Genomic DNA, 17890 nt, shown 5'->3' with positions numbered 1-17890 from the left:
GCTGCGACGTATGCCGTCTGAGACACGCTGCTGGTGGAGATTTGATGGAAATTGTGCAACAGGAAGTGAAGCGGCTGGACGGGATTCATGAGGCAATAGAGCGGTACGCGGTCGACCGCCTGCGGACGATAGCGAAGCACGAAGCATATACGAAGGAACTGGAACAGGAGCGCCTTAACGCGGTGGGGTGGCACGAGAAGAACGACCTCACCGAGAAGCTGGTTGAGCACGGCCACCACTCTCCACGCAAATACCTTCACGAATACACACAGCAAGCCTCCCCTTACTTCGGCATTCTCGGCATCCACGACAACGATCGAAGGATCGGCAGAAAAGAATACCTGATCGGCAACCAGACGCTCATGGACGGTCAGCGGGTCGCCATCGTCGACTGGAGAAAGGCCGAGATCACCGGCCCCTTCTACGAGGGTTATGACGTGGGCGAGGAGTACGAACTCACCATCAGAGGTGTCGAGAGGGAAGGGGTGATCACCCGCAGGGACAAGGTGACCATAAACAGGAAGGCCCTGAACCGGATCGAGACACCTTCGGAGGTGTACGAGCTGCGCGGCGGGGAGTGGCATAACAACGGATCGGCCTGCGAGACGAGCGCGGATACGAAGGAGCGGACCGAGGACCACCGGATGGTGGATTCGATTGCGTCCCTGATCTCCCCGGAGCAGTTCCGGGCTATTACCAAGCAGAGGGAAGGGGTGGTGGTGATAAACGGAGCGGCCGGCGCGGGGAAGACCACTGTGGCGCTGCACCGGCTTTCCTTTCTCATGTTCGACGCGCCGGAGAAGTACCGCCCGGAGCGCTGCGTCGTTCTCATGTTCAACCGGGTGCTGCGCGACTACGTGAAGCAGAGCAGCGATACCCTTCTTGGACCGGTCCGGGTGGATACCTACAGCGCCTGGTCGCTGACGGCCCTTGCCGCTCTGGGTGTCCACTCGCTCAAAACGAGTTTCGACGACCCCTTTGGCGCGCAGAAGAAAAGCAGCATGATGCCGGCCATGCTGGCCAAGTACGTGAAGGAGACGGCAAAGATAGAACCAGTCACCGATCTTTGGCGTTTCCTGATGCAGGAGTACGTGGTTGCCGCGCTGTTTCCTGATTCAGGGGAGGCGTTCCAGCAGGAGGCCCAAAGGAAGTTCGAAGCAAAGGAGCGGGTGCTCTCTTTCTCGGATATCAGCATCCTGCTGCGTCTGGCACAACTGCGGCGACCTGCCGGGACCGTCGTCCTGGGGGCGCTGAACGCCTACGACCACATCGTGGTCGATGAGGCGCAGGACCTCTCCTCGCTCGAACTGCGTACCATCGTGGCCGCTACTTCCCCTGCGCGCAGCATCACCATATGTGCCGACGAGAAACAGCAGATCCTCAGCTTCCTCGATTCCCAAGGGTTTTCGAGCGTCATGGCCCAGCTCCACTCGCAGGGGCTCGAAAAGGAGAACCTGACGGTTTCTTACCGTTGCCCCAAGGAAATCGTCGATCTCGCTGCCCAGGTCAGCGGCAGGAAGGTCGATACTTCGAAGGCTCACACCGGCGTGGTTGAGTTTCACGCGACTAAGAACGCCGCGGAGTCGATGGCGAAGATCCGGCAGATCGTTGAAGGACTAGTACAGGCTGCTCCGGGCTCTCTTGCCGGCGTAATTTGCAAGAAGAAAGCAGACGTAAAGGCACTTCATGCCGCGCTTGCCGGCGTCCAAGGGCTGCACCCGGAGGGGGAGATATCCTTTTCGCCCGGCGTCCAGGTGATTCATGCTCATGCGATAAAGGGGGTCGAGTTCTCCCACGTCATCCTCTACAACCCCAGCTCGTACGACTACCGCCAGACGGAGCCGGATAGGAACCTGCTTTACGTGGCGATTACACGCGCTTGCAAGACCCTGCACATCGTTCACCATCAGGCGTTGGCGAAGGGGCTTGGTTGAAAGGAAGCAAAAGGGATCAAAAAACCTTCCCTCACCCGCCCTTCGGGCACCCTCTCCCATCTCAAGCTCCAGCTTGGGAACCCAAGGATGCAAGCTTCAAGTTGTTATCCGGGGGAAGCTGGAGTTTCGTGTCGGCATTGCGTTCCCAAGGTGGACCTTGAGAACGAGCTCAAGGGCATAGGCAATGAAGAGCTTTCTGGCATTATTAAGGCCGGGAGGTGCACATGAAAAAAACACAATTCGCACATACAGGGATGTCGCCCTGGGAGCGCCTGCTGCTGAGAGAAGGGCGGGCGCTGCTGGTTGTTTTCCTCGTGCTGATGTCGTGCCTGACGGGATGTGCCTCGGACAATAAATGGAAATATATGCCTGCCTCAAAGGCCGAGGAGCGGTCGATTTACGTGGTAACCCACGGATGGCACACCGGCATCGTGTTGTCGAAGGAAAATCTGGGACCGGAACTTGGTTTTGTCCAACACTATGTCAACCCCGGCCAGTTCTACGAGTTCGGCTGGGGTGAGGCGGAATTCTACCAAGCGAAAAAAATCACCGCCTCCATCTTCTTGAAGGCTGTCTTTTGGAGAAACCCGAGCGTGATGCATGTCGTTTCCCTTCCGACACCTCCAGCAACGTTCTACAACTGTAAAGGCGTCATCCAGCTCAACTTGTCGGAAACGGGTCTGCAGCATTTGAAAAAGGAATTGCGCGCAAGCTTCACGTTCGACCGAAATAACAGCCCCTATCCGTTGCAGGGACGCCCGACGGGAGAAAACAGGTTCTTCAAGGCTGAAGATTATTATCTCATCACCAATACATGCAACAGATGGACAGCGAAGATGCTGAAGAGTGGCGGCGTGCCGATGGACACCGTCTTCACCTTGCGCGCCGCAAGTGTAATTAGACAGGTAAACGCTGCCAAAAAGGAGTATCTGAAGTTACGGACATTTACCGAGGAAACAGGGGGGAGCTGGGTAATGGCTGATGGACTAGGAGGCCTACCGTGACAAAAAAAAACCCCCTGCCAGGCAAACAGGGGGTAGGGTCAAACAACTTCAATCAACCAACCAGGTGATTAAAGTTGTATCATGACCTGTTACTTATGTAAAGCGCAAATTTAAACTTTTATAATTGTGCGTCTGCCTCATTGAAAAGGTGCAGTGTGATATCTCGCATCCCTGTGCCATATGTCGCTCACGTTGTGACTGAAGAGTTTCTTTGCTCACTCAGTATTGGCTGATTTATGGGATGCCTATGCGATAGATTGTGCCTTCGCCGTAGTCGGCTACATAAATCTCACCTTGTTCATCCTCACCGAACGTCGAAATCCGGTATGGAGTCTCAAGAAGGAGCCGGCTCACCCATCTACCGCCGCTTTGGCGCAGCCCCCAGATCCGTCCGCTGCAGAAGTCTCCGTAAAGATAGATGCCCTTTAGCTGCTCCAGCTTCCCTCGGTAGACATATCCGCCGGTCACAGAACAGTCTCCTTTGCCGTGGTAGTATTCAGCAACCGGCGGGACCATGCCGGCCTTGTCGCACTTCTCCTTCTTGAAGCAGCGACTCCCCTCCATGACGTTCCAACCGAAGTTCGCTCCCTTACCGGTGCCTGTCGCCAAGTAATCGATTTCCTCCACCTCGTTCTGACCTACATCGCCAATGTACAGGTCCCCGCTCACGTGGTCGAAGGAGAAGCGCCAGGGGTTGCGCAGCCCGTAGGCCCATATCTCGTTGCCGAAGGGGTTGCCCTTGGGGATGGCATAGGGGGCTGCGCCCGTTCCTACCTCTATCCTCAGCAACTTCCCCAGCAGCGTGTTACGCTTCTGCCCGTTTCCGTGCGGGTCCCCCGCGCTCCCCCCATCGCCGGTCCCTATGTACAAAAAACCGTCGGGCCCGAAGGCCAGCTCCCCCCCGTTGTGGTTGGCATAGGGTTGGACGATGCCAAGTATCTCTCTTTTCGAGGCGTTATCTGCATGGTCGGGGTCTGTGCTTACTTTGAAACTCGCTACCACCGTGTTCCCTACGCCGACCCTGTTGGTGTAGTTCACGTAGAAGGTTTTGGCGGAGCGGAACTGCTTGGGGAAGGCGATCCCCAGCAGCCCCTGTTCCCCGCCTGACCTTACCTGCCGCCGAATGTCGAGGAAAGGCTCGCTGCCGAGAACGCCGTTGCGCAGTATCCGCACCGTCCCTCGTTGTTCCAGGATGAACAGCCTGTTGGTCCCGTCCCCAGCGTTGGCGATGGCTGTCGGCTGCTTCAGCCCCTTGGCAACCGGCGTCAGGGTGATGCTGGTCGGGAACCCCGTTGCCTGCGTTGATGGCCCGTTCTCCCTGCTGCAGGCGACGGACGCAAAGACGGCTGCCAAGGCGCAGGCCGCAGCCACATTTAGGACGAGTTTCCGCATGCTTGTCATAACTCCACCTCTTTTTGCCTGATATTTCAAAACGCAGATTATATCACCTTCAGTATGTGAGAAATTGGAGGGGGAATCTGTCACGGAACGATCCGAAGTAAAAGCCGCACGAATAGATCGGGTAACGTTCTTGCAACGTTTACATTGACGTGTTTTCATGGTAATGAGGTTAATTGTCTACAGTAATTTTAAATAAGTTCTGATATAAAGTATGTCCACATTACCGGAGGCTCGATTAGTGACCATTGAAGAGGCGTTTGGAATAGTTATTAGAAGACTGAGAAGAGAGCGTAACCTGTCTCAGGAAAAGCTTTCCACAGCCAGCTGCCTGGACCGCAAATTCATCTCGAACCTTGAGGGCGGCAAACAACAGCCTAGCCTTGTATCTGTTTTCGCTCTCGCGGGTGCGCTGAATTCCACTGCGTCGAGTCTTCTTTACGAAGCGGAGTTTATCCTCAGGATAAACACGCCTGAAAAGCTGAGGAACGACGGCGGTTACGGCAAGATCGACTGGATCAGCAGCATGGAGATTATGATGAACAACGGGCATACTAGCTACCAGGGTAGTGAAACTATCCTCGTTGTAGATGACGAAAAGCAGCTCAGGGACATGCTTTCCGACTTCCTCGCCAGCTACGGCTATACGGTCATCCTCGCGGAAGACGGGCAGGATGCCTTGGAGAAGTACAAGCAGAACCACAACGACATTCATCTTGTGGTGATGGATGTGGTCATGCCGCGCAAGGACGGACTCACCTGTTTCAGACAGATAAAAGAGTTGCACCCTGAAGCGAAGGTCCTCTTTATGAGCGGGTACCGCCCGGACCATCTGCAGGCCAAGGAAAATTTCAAGATGATCCAGAAACCCTTTTCTCCGGTTGAGATGATAATGGCGATCAGGCAGGTACTTGGAGACGGGACTCCCTCGTCTGACTCCTGACAAGGGAAGCACAAGTTGGGATTGCGATAGGTGATGCAGGGAAAGGGGCGCTCCGGAAAGAGCCGCCCCTTTTTTCGTGCCGTTAGCCTTGCTCGAACCAGCGGCTCAGGGCCCAAGCGGTGGCGAGGGTGGAGGAAAACCAGATCAGGGCGCGCGGGGTAATGTCTTTGGGGATGTCGATGTAGGGTCGTTCGCCCCGCAACGACTGGATCTTGTATTCGATGGTCTGCTTGCCGTGGACGAATACTGCTATGGAGACCGGGAACCAGATGGCTCCGGTTATGCTGCAGAGTGCGCTCACCGGGCCGGTAAGGTGCTCACCCGTAGACAGCATGACGGCCAGGCTCATTCCGGACATCATGGCAGTGGTTTTCGTGGCATAGGGTAGTTTCATGGCAGGTCCCGTTCATCTCTGGATTGGCGCCACCTCGTAGAGAAAATCACTAAAAGCCACATTAGCAACTTAAACCTGAAACCATTCACAAGGAGAAAATCTGAGGACATCTGAGTAAAAGCTCAGGATAGAGGCAAAGCGTGAATTTTCTCGGGCGGGTTGACATCGTGGGCTGCATTATGGTAGCAAGGTAGGGCGTCTTGGAGGTAAGTATCCGTTTTTGAGGAGATTTGTTTGAAAGATACAATGCTGTGCCGCAGGATGTTTCTGAAGTCGTCGGCTTTTTTCGCCGCTACTCTCTTGGGTGCTAAATCCACCTTTGCCAAAATTGTCGACGGGAACGAAGCGGGCGCTCTTGCTGAAGGGAAGCTTTCCCTGTACAACCTCAACCTCAACGAGCGTCTCACCGTCACCTACAGAAACGCCATGGGGGAATACTGCCAGGAGGCGCTGCAGGCGCTCAACTGGCTCTTTCGCTGCCATTACACGAACGAAATGACCAAGATGGACCTAAGGGTGATCGAGTACCTGAACCGGCTCGACAACACGCTCGGCGGGAACAACGAGATCCATATCATCTCCGGTTACCGCTCCCCCGCCTACAATGCGATGCTGCGCAGCAAATCCAAAGGCGTGGCGAAGGACAGCCTGCATATGAAAGGGAGGGCGATCGACCTTGCCATACCGAGCTTCGGGCTGGACCAGATCCGCCGCTCCGCCCTGACCCTCGCCGCCGGCGGGGTCGGCTACTACCCCCAACCGGGATTTGTCCACATCGACTCCGGCAACTTCAGAACCTGGGGCTGAATCGTCGGCACCTTCATCAGCAATATCAGTACAGAAAAAGGGGCTTGTCCGGATGGACAGGCCCCTTTTGGTTGAGCGCTTTATACGGCTACTGTGCCTGCAGTAGCCGTTCGCTTCGCTTGCTCCTTTGGTAGATCACCGCAGAACCCGTCGCCAGCAGCGGTCCGGCAATGAGCAGCGCGCTGGCCAGGATGGTGACGAAGTGCTCGATTCCGCTTTGCTCGGCGACCCTGGCGTGGATCACCCCCGTGGCTACCAGTACTCGCACAGCGACGGCGACCAGCAGCGGAACGCCAAGGGACAAGGCACAGAAGGTCCACTTCATGGCCCGCTCCAGTTTCAGCCGCCAGATGAGCATCACCTGGCAACCTGCGTTCAGCGCAACGATGACATAGATCAAGAGGTGATTGGGCATAGTTACATCATCCCCAGAACCTTCGGCAGCCAGATGGACAGCGACGGCCAATAGGTGACGATGATCAGGAAGACGATCATCGTCATGAGCCATGGCATTACCGCCATGGTCAACTCACTGATACTCAACCTCGAGATGCCGCTGGCGACGTACAGGTTGAGGCCTACCGGCGGATGGCAGAGGCCGACCTCCATATTGGCGTCGATCAGGATGCCGAAGTGCACCGGGTCGATGCCAAGTTTCATCGCAGCCGGGAAGAGGATCGGTGCGAAGATGAGGATGATCGACGACGGCTCCATGACGTTGCCGGCCAGCAAAAGCACAAGGTTCACGAAGATAAGGAAGGCGACCACGCCCAGGTCCTTCCCGAGGATCCAATCGGCCATCGCTTGGGGAATATTCTCATGGGACATCAGGAACGAGAACAGCACCGCGTTGGTGATGATGTACAGCAGCATGGCGCTCAGGTTGGCGGACTTGAGCAGGACGCGCGGCACGTCCTTCATCCCCATGTCCTTGTAGATGAAGACCGAGATGAAGAAAGCGTAGACCGCCGACATCGCAGCCGCTTCAGTTGCAGTAAAGACGCCGGAGTAGATGCCGCCGATGATGATGACCACCAGCATCAGCCCCCAGACGCTCTTCCGGAAAGCGACCAGACGCTCCGCCCAGGTCGCCTTGGGAAGGCGCGGGTAGTTGCGCTTCTTCGCCACGTACCAAGTCACCACGCAGAGCATGATGGTGAGCAGAATTCCCGGGAACAGACCTGCCACGAACAGGGCGCCGATAGAGGTGTTGGTCGAGATGGCGTAGATGACCTTCGGAATAGACGGCAGCATGAGGATGCCCAGAGATCCAGCGCAGACGATGACCCCGGCTCCGAAGCGCATGGGGTAGCCGTGCCGCACCATCGCCGGCAGGATGATGGAGCCGATGGCGACCACTGTGGCAACGCTCGACCCGCAGACAAGGGCGAACATGGCGCAGGCGAGGATACCTGCCAGGGCGAGTCCTCCGTGCAGGTGCCCGATCATGCTGGTGGCGAAGTCGATCATCTTGCGCGCCACCCCGCCATGGGTCAGGAAGTTGCCAGCAAGGATGAAGAAGGGTATGGCCATGATCTCGAACTTCTCGATCCCGGTAAACAGCTTGAGCGCGACCGCCTCGATCGGTACGTTGGTCAAAAGGTAGAGGAAGGTCAAAACGGTGAGGCCGAGCGCGATGGAGACCGGCACCCCGGTCAGCATCAGCGCCAAAAGAAGCGCAAAGACGATGCCGACGTTGCCGTAGATGAACCCGACGGCGAGTAGCGCCGCGGCAATCCCGATCAGCCACCCGGCGGCCTTGGGCTTGCTCATAAGAGGTAAGGTTGCGATGTTCTCCATACTCATTTTGCGGTACCTCCGGCGGCAAGATCGGGTTTGCTCTGGGTAAGCGGGGAATGCTCGATGGCTTCTTCCTCAAGGCCCTCTACGTGCGATTCATCGTGGCTGTGCGGCAGCTCTCCTGTCTTGAGGAAGCGCCAACCGACCTGCAGGAACCTGAAGCACATCAGATAGGAGCCCAGAGGAACCGCGGAATAAATGAACCAGGTGGGCCACTCGAGGTCCGGCGTGATGGGCCCTTCCGGAACATCTCCCGTGGGGATGCCCAGCTTATGGAAGAGAGCGTAGTGAAGACCGTTCTCCCAGACGAAGGTGGCCCCGAGGGTGCCGATGATGCCGGTAAAGATGACGCCGCAGAGAATAGACAGCAAGACGCCTTTCGTGCGCCACTCCGCCGGGAGCCTGTTCACCAGAACGTCCACCCCCACATGGATGCCGGAACGCACGCCGTAGGCGGCCCCGAACTTAGCCATCCAGACGAACATATAAATGCAAAGCTCTTGAGCCCAGCTGAACCGGATGTCGATCAGCCAGTCCTGGAGCCCCGGGATAGGAAGCCCCGCCGCATAACGATGTAGAATCGAAAGAAAAATGACCAGGGTGGCCGCACCAATAAGGAAGGTGATGATAGCCTCCTCTAGGTGATCAAGATATTTCATCATGTTGTCTTCTCCTGGAGCGGATGGCGGAAAAAAGCCGCTGCCTCGGGGACAGCGGCCTTTTCGGTGCTGCTATTAGTTGGCTGTGTAGCCGGTTGCAGCATAGACCTCTTTTACGATGTCGGCACCGATGCGGCTGGTGTTCTCCTTGTGCGCCTTGTCCATCGCCTTTTTCCAGGCGGCGCGCTCCTGCGGGGTCAGGGCGATCAGCTGCGAGCGCCCGGATTTTTTCACCCCGGCGAGAGCTTCGTCATTGTCCTTCTTGGCGACGTCGTTGGCGAATTTCGTTGCGTCCTTCATGCAGGCGGTGAGGGTGGTGCGGATATCTGCCGGCAGCCCTTCCCAGAACTTCTTGTTGACGATGACGGCATAACCGAGGTAGCCGTGGTCGGAGAGGGTGACGTACTTCTGCACCTCGTGCATCTTCTGGGTGTAGAGGTTGGACGGCGGGTTTTCGGTGCCGTTAACGACGCCGGTCTGCAGTGCCTGGTACACCTCGGAGAAGGCCATGACCTGCGGGATGGCGCCCATGGCTCTCATCTGGGAATCGAGCACCTTGGAGGACTGAATGCGCATCTTCTGCCCCTTAAAGTCGGCAACGCTCCTGAGCGGCTTGTTGGCGCTCATCACCTTGAAGCCATTGTCCCAGTAGGCGAGGCCGATGATCCCCTTCGGTTCGAGCTTCTTGAGGAGTTTGGCGCCAACCGGCCCCTGGGTTACCTTGTGCAGCTCCTGATAGTTGTCGAAGATGAAGGGGAGGTCGAACACCTCGAACTCCCTGACGCCCAGCGGTGCGAACTTGGCCAGAGACGGCGCCAGCATCTGCACGGCGCCAAGCTGCAGCGCTTCCATCTCTTCCTTGTCCTTGTAGAGCTGGCTGTTCGGGTAGACCTCCACCTTGACCCTTCCCTTGGTGCGTTCTTCGGCAATTTTCTTGAAGTAGTCGGCGGCCTGACCTTTCGGGGTGTTCTGTGCGACGACGTGGCTGAACTTGATCACGATCGGCGCGGGCGCAGCGACGGCGTTCAGCGGTAGGGCGAGCGCTGCTGCCATGGCCAATGCTTTCAGACATGCTTTGAGACTCATAGGTGTTCCTCCTTGGGTTTTGTGCTGCCTTATCTGATCCAGGCGACTGCCGCCTTGAACTCGGTACGACGCGCAAGTGGTGCGGGGGAATCTGCTGCTGCGTATACGACACGCTGTTTTAATGCAACAGGGGTGCCATTAATGAGTTGCTCTAAGTGCTTGAATTAATCGGTAGGCCGACAATGAAATATCGGTTTAAGGTAGACGGGTGGCTGAAATCCGCCACCGAGGTGGCGAATAGTTGCCAGGGGATGAGGATGCAGGGGGGGGCTATTGAATCAGGCCGTACTTCTCCATCTTGTAGCGCAGGGTGCCACGGGGGATCTTCAGGTTGGCCGCCGTCTGCAGCACGTTCCACCCCGTCTTCTGGAGGGCCTGCTGGATGAGCGATTTCTCGATGGCGCTCACCGCCTCTTCGAGCCCGAGATCGGCAGCGATGCTGATGGGGAGCTCTGCCGGCAAGGGGGGGGGAGCCACGGTGCTCCTGATCTCCTGCGGCAGATGTTCCGGGAGCAGGGTTGGGCCGCTGCGCATGATGCAGATCCGTTCTATCACGTTCCTCAACTCCCTGACGTTGCCGGGCCAGGCGTACTGCGCCATCAGTTGCTCCGCCTCGGGTGAGACGTCGCGGAAGTCGCGGCCGAAGGAGCGGCTGAAGCTGTCCAGGAAGTAGACGGCGAGGGCGGCTATGTCTGCGGGGCGCTCCCTAAGCGGAGGTATGTTGATGGGAAACACGTTGAGGCGGTAGAAGAGGTCTTCGCGGAAACTCTTCTCCTCGATCCGCTTGGCGAGGTTGCGGTTGGTGGCGGCTATGACCCGCGCGTCTATCTCGATGTCCTTGACGGCGCCCACTCGCCTGATGGTCCTCTCCTGCAGCACGCGCAAAAGCTTCACCTGCATCGCCATGTCCATCTCCCCGATTTCGTCCAGGAAGATGGTGCCGTGGTGCGCCTCCTCGAAGAGCCCCTTCTTACGTCCGCTGGCGCCGGTGAAGGCCCCCTTCTCGTGCCCGAAGAGCTCGCTCTCCAAGAGAGGGGCCGGGATGGAGGCGCAGTTGATGGCAATGAAAGCTTGTTCCTTGCGGTCGGAGAGGTCATGGATGGCGCGGGCTACCACCTCTTTGCCGGTACCTGATTCGCCGGTGATGAGCACGGTGGAGGGGATGCGGGCGATCTCACGCACCTGGGCCGCCATCTCCTGAAATGCCTCGCTCTTGCCGATGATGGGGGAGCGCCCGGGGAGTGGGGAGTCGTTGCGCTTTAGCTTGCGGACCTCGCGCTTCAAGGTCTGCGTCTTCAGGGCGAGCTTGACGATCAGCCTGAGCGCGTCTGCCTTGAAGGGCTTCTTCATGTAGTGGAAGGCGCCCAGTTGCAGGGACTCGACGGCGCTCTCGACCGAGCCGTACCCGGTGATGATGATCACCAGCAGTTCCGGGTCCGTCTCCTTGAGCGATTTGAGGACCTCGATGCCGTCCTCGGAGCCGAGGTTCAGGTCGAGCAGGGCCAGGTCGATCTCTTCGCCGGCCACGATGTCGCGCGCCTCTTTTCCGGACCCGGCGGCGCAGACCAGGAACCCTTCGCCGGAAAGGATGCGCTGCACGTTCTCGCAGATGAAGGCCTCGTCGTCTATTATCAGTATCTTTTCCATGGTTCCCGTTCCCGCTGCTGCTGGTTGGTTACTCCCCCTCCGTCCACAGTCCCCTCTCCCTCTGGGAGAGGGGACTGGCGGAAGATGGTCACTAATCTGGGACTATAAAGGAAGTTCGATGGTGAACCTGGTCCCTCCTCCCGGTGCGGTTTCCACGCGGACCTTCCCATGATGTTCCTCGACTATCCTCTGGGTAATGGAGAGTCCGAGGCCGGTGCCGGCCCCTTTTCTGGTGAAGAAAGGCTCGAATATGAGCGGCAGGTCGTGAGAGGCGATGCCTGGTCCGTCGTCGCCGATGCCGATCACCGCGTACCCGTCCTGGACCGAGGTGACTACCTCGATCCGCCCTCCTTCAGGGAGCGCTTCCTGGGCGTTCTTGATGATGTTGAGCACGGCCTGCTTTATCTTTTCCGGGTCCAGCCGCAGCGGGGGGACTTCTCCCTCGGTCAGGTTCAACTGCACCTTCTGCCGCTCGCACTGGCGCCGCATCAAAAGGACCGTGTCGCAGACCAGGCGGTTCAGGTCACATTCCCTGAAGTCGGCGCGTACCGGCGAGGAGTAGTTCAAAAGCGCGTTGATCAGTTTTTCCACCCGCTCGATTTCCGCCAGGGCCTTCTTGATCAGGTCCCGGTCCTCCGGGCCGGAGCTTGCCTGGTCGTGCAGATCGTCCAAAAGCAACGAGATGCCAGTGAGCGGGTTTCTTACCTCGTGGGCGATGCCTGCGGAAAGTTTTCCCAGCGAGGCGAGGCGGTCCAGGCGCATCATCTCCTCTTGCAGGTTCTCCCGCTGCGTCTCGTTTCTCAGCGTTACGGTGAGCCCCTGCTCCGCGTCGGCGCCGATGGGGAAGAACCCCACGTCGAAATGGGTCTTGCCGGGGCCGTGATCGAAGCGGAAGGTCTCGCGCCCGTACCCCGACTGTTTCGAAAGGACCTGCGAGATCCGCTCGTTCAGGACGCCCCACCCCTTGAAGACCTCGGTGTAATGCGTCTCTGCTGCGAGCCCCTCTCCGAGGAACAGGCGGCCGGTTCGGTTGATCGAGGTGAGGCGCCCCTGTGGGGAGAAGGTGACGATGCCGCTGGAGATACTTTCCAGCACGCTCTCCTTGAAGTTGCGCTCGTCGAGGATTTCCAGCCGCGACTTGCGCAGTTCGTCGAGCGTGGAGAGTATGCTCTGCTTCCTCAAGTCCAATTCGTCCGCCATATAGTTGAAGGTATTGGCGAGGACACCTATTTCGTCGCTGGAATTCACCGCCACCCTGACGTGGCTGTCGCCGGCGGCAAGCTTACCGGCGCTTTCGGTTAGCTGCCGAAGCGGGATGCTGATGCCGCGGGACAAGAGCCAGGCAGAGAGCGCCGAGACCAGGGCGGTGGCCAGGATGATGAGGGCGCTGGTTCGGCGGTGTTCGCCCAGTTGCCTATCGATCAGTCGGCTCCCCTTGTGGGACGCTTCGTGAAACTGGTCCACCTGGAACCCGATGGTCACACCGCCGAAGACGCCGTGCCTCGCGTAGTCCCCGGTGTCGTAGAAGATGGGGGCGTAGGCCATGATCTTCTTGGCGCCCCCGACGTTGGTGATGTCGACGAACCCTTCCTGGCGGTTGCGGACCGCGGCGGAGACCGTGGGGTAGCTTTTGTGGATGAAGCCGGCGTGGTCTAGGTTGAAGGGGATGCGGCCGCTGTCGACGTCGTCCTGTTTCGAATCCGCCGTGTAAGGCGGGACAAGTCTGCCCGTCTGGTCCACCCCCCGGATGTCCCAATACTTGGGATGGGTGATGATCCACCCCTCGTCGTCGAAGAGAAAGGCGTAGTTGCCGCTTTGGTAGGAGGGGAAGAGGGTGCCGAAACCCTTGCCCGGGTCGATGTGCTGGGTGAATTCCATGAGGTGCTGATGGTCCAAGGTCAGCAGCACCATGCCGGAGAACTTCCCTTTGGAGTCGTAGATGGGCGAGCCGAACCGGATGCCCCCCTGGTAGCCTTTACCGTCGTAGGCGCTTTCCGGGTCCTTGGCCCCGGCCAGTTGCTCCTGCTTGGAGACGTGAAAACCGGTGAGGTGCGAGACGTAGATCTCGCCGGGCTTTAGTGCCCGCACGCGCCGGAAGTACTCCTCGCTCTTGAACTCGGTGTTGGCGGGGTCCGCCACGTTGCGCAGTTGCTCCTTGGGGACCAACTGGCCGTTTCGGATCGCCGATTGTTCCATACCGTTGCGGTCGATGATGGCTATGGAGCGGTATATGGGGCGGAACTCGTGGGTTCCCTGGGTCGCGGTGGCGCTTGCTCCGCGCTGCCACACCTCGCTTAAGCGGGTCTGGTAGAAGTCGAGCAGCGTCGAGCGGTCCAGGCGGGAGCGCGAAAGAAAGAGCAGGTCGCTTTCGCACTGGTGCAGGAAATCGCGTATGTTTTCGGCCAGGTCCCGCGCCTTCATCTGCAGCGACTGGGTCGCCTGCCGGTCGTCCGAACGGGAGATCTCGTCGGTCAACTTGGTGCTGATCGACTGCAGGTTCATCAGGAGGATGGCGGAGGAGACGAACAGCGGCAGCAGGGAGAGCAGCAGCGTGATGACCAGGATCTTTTTGAAAAGCGTGAAGCGTGGCAAGGAGACTCTCCAAAAAACTCGTGATGCCGCGGGACTGGCTTTCAAGTCGGCTGGCAGAGTAGCACAAAAGGGGATTTCAGAACAGTTTTCGTTTTAATGTGGATGAGGTGAGCCAGTATTCCCCCTCCCTGACCCTCCCCCTCCTGGGGAGGGGACGAGAAAGAGCCCTCCTCCTCAGAATTCCTCAGATTTTCTCTGTGGCCAATGGTTTTGCTTCGACCGCTGCCGGGGGGCGTTTTGTGTTGACTTGGCTGCGGGGGTGCTTTAAAAATAGACCGGCTAATTTACAGGCAAAATCGCGGAGGCGTTGGTTGGGATATAAGAATCTGGCAGCGTGCGTGGCGGACCTGGAGCGGACGGGCGCTCTGGTCAGGATAAACGAGGAGCTCTCTTCGGACCTGGAGATCGGGTCCATCCAGCGCAGGGTGTACCAGGCGGGTGGTCCCGCGCTTCTCTTCACCCGGGTGAAGGGGTGCCCTTTCCCCATGCTCGGAAACCTGTTCGGCACCCTGGAGCGGACCAGGTACATCTTCAGGGATACCCTGAAGGCGGTCGAACGCCTGGTGCAGTTGAAGATCGATCCTAAATCGGCACTGAAAGACCCCGCTTCCTTGTTGGGCGCGGTCCCGGCCGCATGGCACCTCCTTCCCAAGGAGGTTGGCGACGGCCCCATTCTCGCCAACCGGACCACCATCGACAAATTGCCGCAGCTTAAATCCTGGCCGGACGACGGCGGAGCGTTCATCACGCTGCCGCAGGTCTACTCGGAGAGCGCGGCCCAGCCTGGCTTGCGCCACTCCAACCTCGGCATGTACCGGGTACAGATCTCCGGCGGCGAGTACCGGCAAAACGCCGAGATCGGGGTGCACTACCAGATCCATCGCGGCATCGGCTTCCACCATGCCGAGGCGATCGAGCGGGGCGAGCCGTTGCGGGTGAACATCTTCGTGGGGGGCGCACCCTCCATGACCGTCGCTGCCGTGATGCCCTTGCCCGAGGGGATGCCGGAACTCTCCTTCGCCGGGCTGCTGGCCGGGCACCGGATCGAGATGGTGCAGCGCCCCGGGCAGCTCCCGATCCCCGCGCAGGCCGACTTCTGCATTACCGGCATCATCGACCCCAACAAGACCCTCCCCGAAGGCCCCTTCGGCGACCATTTCGGCTACTACAGCCTGGCGCACCACTTCCCCGTGCTCCAGGTCGAGGAGGTCTTCCATCGCGACGGGGCCATCTGGCCTTTCACCACGGTGGGGCGCCCTCCGCAGGAGGACACCTCCTTCGGCGCCTTTATTCATGAACTGACCGGCCCCTTAATCCCAACGGTGATACCGGGCGTCAAGGCGGTGCATGCGGTCGACGCGGCAGGCGTACACCCGCTGCTTTTGGCCATTGGGAGCGAGCGCTACGTCCCCTACGGCGAGCGCCGGACTCCGCAGGAACTTCTTACCATCGCGAACGCGGTGCTGGGGCAGGGGCAGCTCTCCCTGGCCAAGTACCTGATGATCGCCTCCCACGAGGACGCGCCGCAGCTCGACATCCACGACATTCCCGCTTTCCTGCGCCATGTGCTGGAGCGGATCGACCTGAAGCGCGACCTGCATTTCCAGACCGCTACCACCATCGACACCCTCGATTATTCCGGCTCCGGATTGAACAGCGGCTCGAAGGTGGTATTCGCCGCGGTCGGCGAAAAGCGCCGCACCCTCGGGGTCGAGCTCCCCTCCTCGTTGTGGCTGGCCGACGGCTTCAATGACCCATGTATTTGCCTCCCCGGCGTCATCGCCGTCAAGGGGCCTGCCTGCACGGTCCGGAAGGGGGAGGCGGACCCGCAGATGGAGGCGCTTTGCGCTGCGCTTGAGGGAGTGGAAGGGCTGGAGAGCTTCCCGCTGATCGTTGTCTGCGACGACAGCAGGTTCGCCGCAAAGCACCTGGACAACTTCCTCTGGGTCACCTTCACCCGTTCCGACCCAGCTGCCGACATCTACGGTGTCGGGGCCGGCATGGTCTGCAAGCAGTGGGGGTGCACGGGGCCCCTGGTGATCGATGCCAGGGTCAAGCCGCACCACGCGCCGCCGCTCATCGAGGATCCGGCGGTGGAGCGGAAGCTGGACCAGTTGGCCGCCCCAGGCGGCCCGCTGCATGGGTTGTATTAGCTGTTAAAAGCAAAGACACTCACCACAGAGGACCCAATGGACCCAATGGACCCAATGGACCCAATGGACCCAATGGACCCAATGGACCCAATGGACCCAATGGACCCAATGGACCCAATGGACCCAATGGACCCAATGGACCCAATGGACCCAATGGACCAGGGGTGAAAGCTTTTGTTTGAGCTTTTAGTTTTTTGATTTGAGGTTCATTTGACCAAGGAAAGACTCGACAAGCTGGTGCTGGAACGGGGGCTCGCCCCTTCCAGGGAGCGGGCCAAGGCGCTCATCATGGCGGGGCAGGTGGTGGTGGACGACCACTTGGCCGACAAGGCGGGGCTCATGGTCCCGGTCGAGGCCGAGATCCGTCTCAAGGGGGAGCCACTTCCCTATGTGAGCCGCGGGGGGCTGAAGCTCGCCGAGGGGCTGGAGCGCTTCGGCATCGTTGTCGCCGGACTCTGCGCCATCGACGTGGGCGCCTCGACTGGAGGCTTCACCGACTGCCTGCTGCAAAGGGGCGCTACCCGCGTCTATGCGGTCGACGTCGGCTACGGGCAACTGGCCTGGAAGCTGCGCGAGGACTCGCGGGTGGTGAGCATGGAGAAGACCAATATCCGCCACCTGGAGCCGGGGATGCTCCCGGAATCCCCGGACCTGGCGGTGATCGATGCTTCGTTCATCTCGCTGGACAAGGTGCTTCCGCCGACGCTGAGGCTGATCAAGCCTGACGGCGTCGTGGTCGCGCTCATCAAGCCGCAGTTCGAGGTGGGACGCGGCCAGGTGGGGAAGGGCGGGGTGGTCAGGGACGAGAAGAAGCACCAGGAGGTGGTGGAGAGCATCGGCGAGCTGGCCAGGGGACTGGGGCTCAAGGTACTGGGAGTGTGCGATTCCCCTATCCTCGGACCCAAGGGGAACAAGGAGTTCCTGATCCATCTGCAAAAGCAGGGGGACCTGCAACCCCGGAACACAGAGGTCCCTGAGGAATAGCCACAGCGGTCACAGAGGAAACGCGGAAATGTTTGAAACCAACCCGGAGCTCTCTTCCTCTCTCAGATTCTCTCTCTGGCTAAAGGTTTTGGAGTTTGACTTTTAAAGGAGGTGTTACATGAACGACTGCCTGTTCTGCAAGATGGCCAGCGGCGCGATCCCCGTCAAGAAGGTCTACGAGGACGACGAACTCTTCGCCATCGAGGACATCAACCCCGTGGCGCCCTTGCACATGCTTATCATCCCCAAGAAGCACCTCGCGAACGCGCTGGCGCTTGCTCCTGAGGACGACCGGATCATCGGTGCGATCCACCGGGTGGCTGCCAAGCTCGCCCGGGAGCGCGGCATGGACGAGGAAGGGTTCCGCCTGGTGAACAATACCAACGCCGGCGCCGGCCAGTCCGTTTTCCATATCCATTTCCACCTGCTTGCCGGACGCAACCTCGGGTGGCCTCCAGGGTAGTCCCTAACCGTAATCCATACAGGATC

At 59.1% G+C, this 17890-nt stretch carries 15 protein-coding genes; 7 read left to right on the top strand and 8 right to left on the bottom strand.

Features of this window, described 5'->3' with window-relative positions:
* Positions 1 to 44 precede the first annotated feature (44 nt).
* Both GBEM_RS13320 and GBEM_RS13315 read left to right on the top strand, forming a co-directional pair.
* Positions 45 to 1934, top strand: coding sequence for a UvrD-helicase domain-containing protein (locus GBEM_RS13320; protein ID WP_012531097.1), 1890 nt, complete (start codon positions 45 to 47; stop codon positions 1932 to 1934).
* Positions 1935 to 2158: 224 nt separating this feature from the next.
* Positions 2159 to 2938: a DUF2459 domain-containing protein gene (locus GBEM_RS13315; protein ID WP_012531096.1), complete on the top strand. Its 780-nt coding sequence runs from the start codon at positions 2159 to 2161 to the stop codon at positions 2936 to 2938.
* Between the two features lie 234 nt (positions 2939 to 3172).
* Here the strand turns inward: GBEM_RS13315 and GBEM_RS13310 are convergent, their stop codons facing one another.
* Positions 3173 to 4330 carry a PQQ-dependent sugar dehydrogenase gene (locus GBEM_RS13310; protein ID WP_226373862.1) on the bottom strand — a complete coding sequence of 386 codons (1158 nt, stop codon included), beginning with the start codon at positions 4328 to 4330 and terminating at the stop codon, positions 3173 to 3175.
* A gap of 247 nt (positions 4331 to 4577) precedes the next feature.
* On the opposite strand from GBEM_RS13310, the gene GBEM_RS13305 reads away from it, so the two are divergent.
* A complete protein-coding gene (locus GBEM_RS13305) occupies positions 4578 to 5279 on the top strand; it encodes a helix-turn-helix domain-containing protein (RefSeq protein ID WP_012531094.1) in 702 nt (233 codons plus the stop codon).
* An 82-nt stretch (positions 5280 to 5361) separates the two neighbouring features.
* Here the strand turns inward: GBEM_RS13305 and GBEM_RS13300 are convergent, their stop codons facing one another.
* Positions 5362 to 5673, bottom strand: a complete 312-nt coding sequence (locus GBEM_RS13300) for a hypothetical protein (protein WP_012531093.1) — start codon at positions 5671 to 5673, stop codon at positions 5362 to 5364.
* 234 nt (positions 5674 to 5907) lie between these two features.
* Here GBEM_RS13300 and GBEM_RS13295 point away from each other — a divergent pair, with 234 nt between their 5' ends.
* The gene (locus GBEM_RS13295) at positions 5908 to 6480 is read left to right on the top strand and encodes a YcbK family protein (RefSeq protein WP_012531092.1); all 573 of its coding nucleotides are present in this window, start codon (positions 5908 to 5910) and stop codon (positions 6478 to 6480) included.
* Between the two features lie 88 nt (positions 6481 to 6568).
* On the opposite strand, the gene GBEM_RS13290 is transcribed toward GBEM_RS13295, so the two are convergent.
* The 6 genes from GBEM_RS13290 to GBEM_RS13265 form a co-directional block, all read right to left on the bottom strand.
* On the bottom strand, positions 6569 to 6895 hold the full coding sequence (locus tag GBEM_RS13290; protein WP_012531091.1) for a hypothetical protein: 327 nt from the start codon (positions 6893 to 6895) through the stop codon (positions 6569 to 6571).
* 2 nt (positions 6896 to 6897) lie between these two features.
* Complete coding sequence (locus GBEM_RS13285; protein WP_012531090.1) at positions 6898 to 8286, bottom strand: TRAP transporter large permease; 1389 nt, start codon at positions 8284 to 8286, stop codon at positions 6898 to 6900.
* Entirely contained in the window at positions 8283 to 8942 is a 660-nt protein-coding gene (locus GBEM_RS13280) for a TRAP transporter small permease (RefSeq protein ID WP_012531089.1), read from the bottom strand. The genes GBEM_RS13285 and GBEM_RS13280 overlap by 4 nt, the downstream gene beginning before the upstream one ends.
* A 72-nt stretch (positions 8943 to 9014) precedes the next feature.
* Positions 9015 to 10025: a TRAP transporter substrate-binding protein gene (locus GBEM_RS13275; protein ID WP_012531088.1), complete on the bottom strand. Its 1011-nt coding sequence runs from the start codon at positions 10023 to 10025 to the stop codon at positions 9015 to 9017.
* Positions 10026 to 10295: 270 nt separating this feature from the next.
* On the bottom strand, positions 10296 to 11672 hold the full coding sequence (locus tag GBEM_RS13270; RefSeq protein WP_012531087.1) for a sigma-54-dependent transcriptional regulator: 1377 nt from the start codon (positions 11670 to 11672) through the stop codon (positions 10296 to 10298).
* 102 nt (positions 11673 to 11774) lie between these two features.
* A complete protein-coding gene (locus tag GBEM_RS13265) occupies positions 11775 to 14264 on the bottom strand; it encodes a PAS domain-containing sensor histidine kinase (protein ID WP_012531086.1) in 2490 nt (829 codons plus the stop codon).
* A gap of 311 nt (positions 14265 to 14575) precedes the next feature.
* Here GBEM_RS13265 and GBEM_RS21815 point away from each other — a divergent pair, with 311 nt between their 5' ends.
* From GBEM_RS21815 to GBEM_RS13250, 3 genes are all read left to right on the top strand, one after another.
* A complete protein-coding gene (locus GBEM_RS21815) occupies positions 14576 to 16417 on the top strand; it encodes a UbiD family decarboxylase (protein WP_012531085.1) in 1842 nt (613 codons plus the stop codon).
* Between the two features lie 210 nt (positions 16418 to 16627).
* Entirely contained in the window at positions 16628 to 17401 is a 774-nt protein-coding gene (locus tag GBEM_RS13255; RefSeq protein WP_012531084.1) for a TlyA family RNA methyltransferase, read from the top strand.
* A gap of 118 nt (positions 17402 to 17519) precedes the next feature.
* Entirely contained in the window at positions 17520 to 17864 is a 345-nt protein-coding gene (locus tag GBEM_RS13250; protein WP_012531083.1) for a histidine triad nucleotide-binding protein, read from the top strand.
* Positions 17865 to 17890: the final 26 nt, after the last annotated feature.

The sequence above is a fragment of the Citrifermentans bemidjiense Bem genome, from assembly GCF_000020725.1.
GTDB classification, from domain to species: domain Bacteria; phylum Desulfobacterota; class Desulfuromonadia; order Geobacterales; family Geobacteraceae; genus Geomonas; species Geomonas bemidjiensis.
Note: the sequence above shows the minus strand (reverse complement) of the source record. Positions and strands in the feature narration are given on the sequence as shown.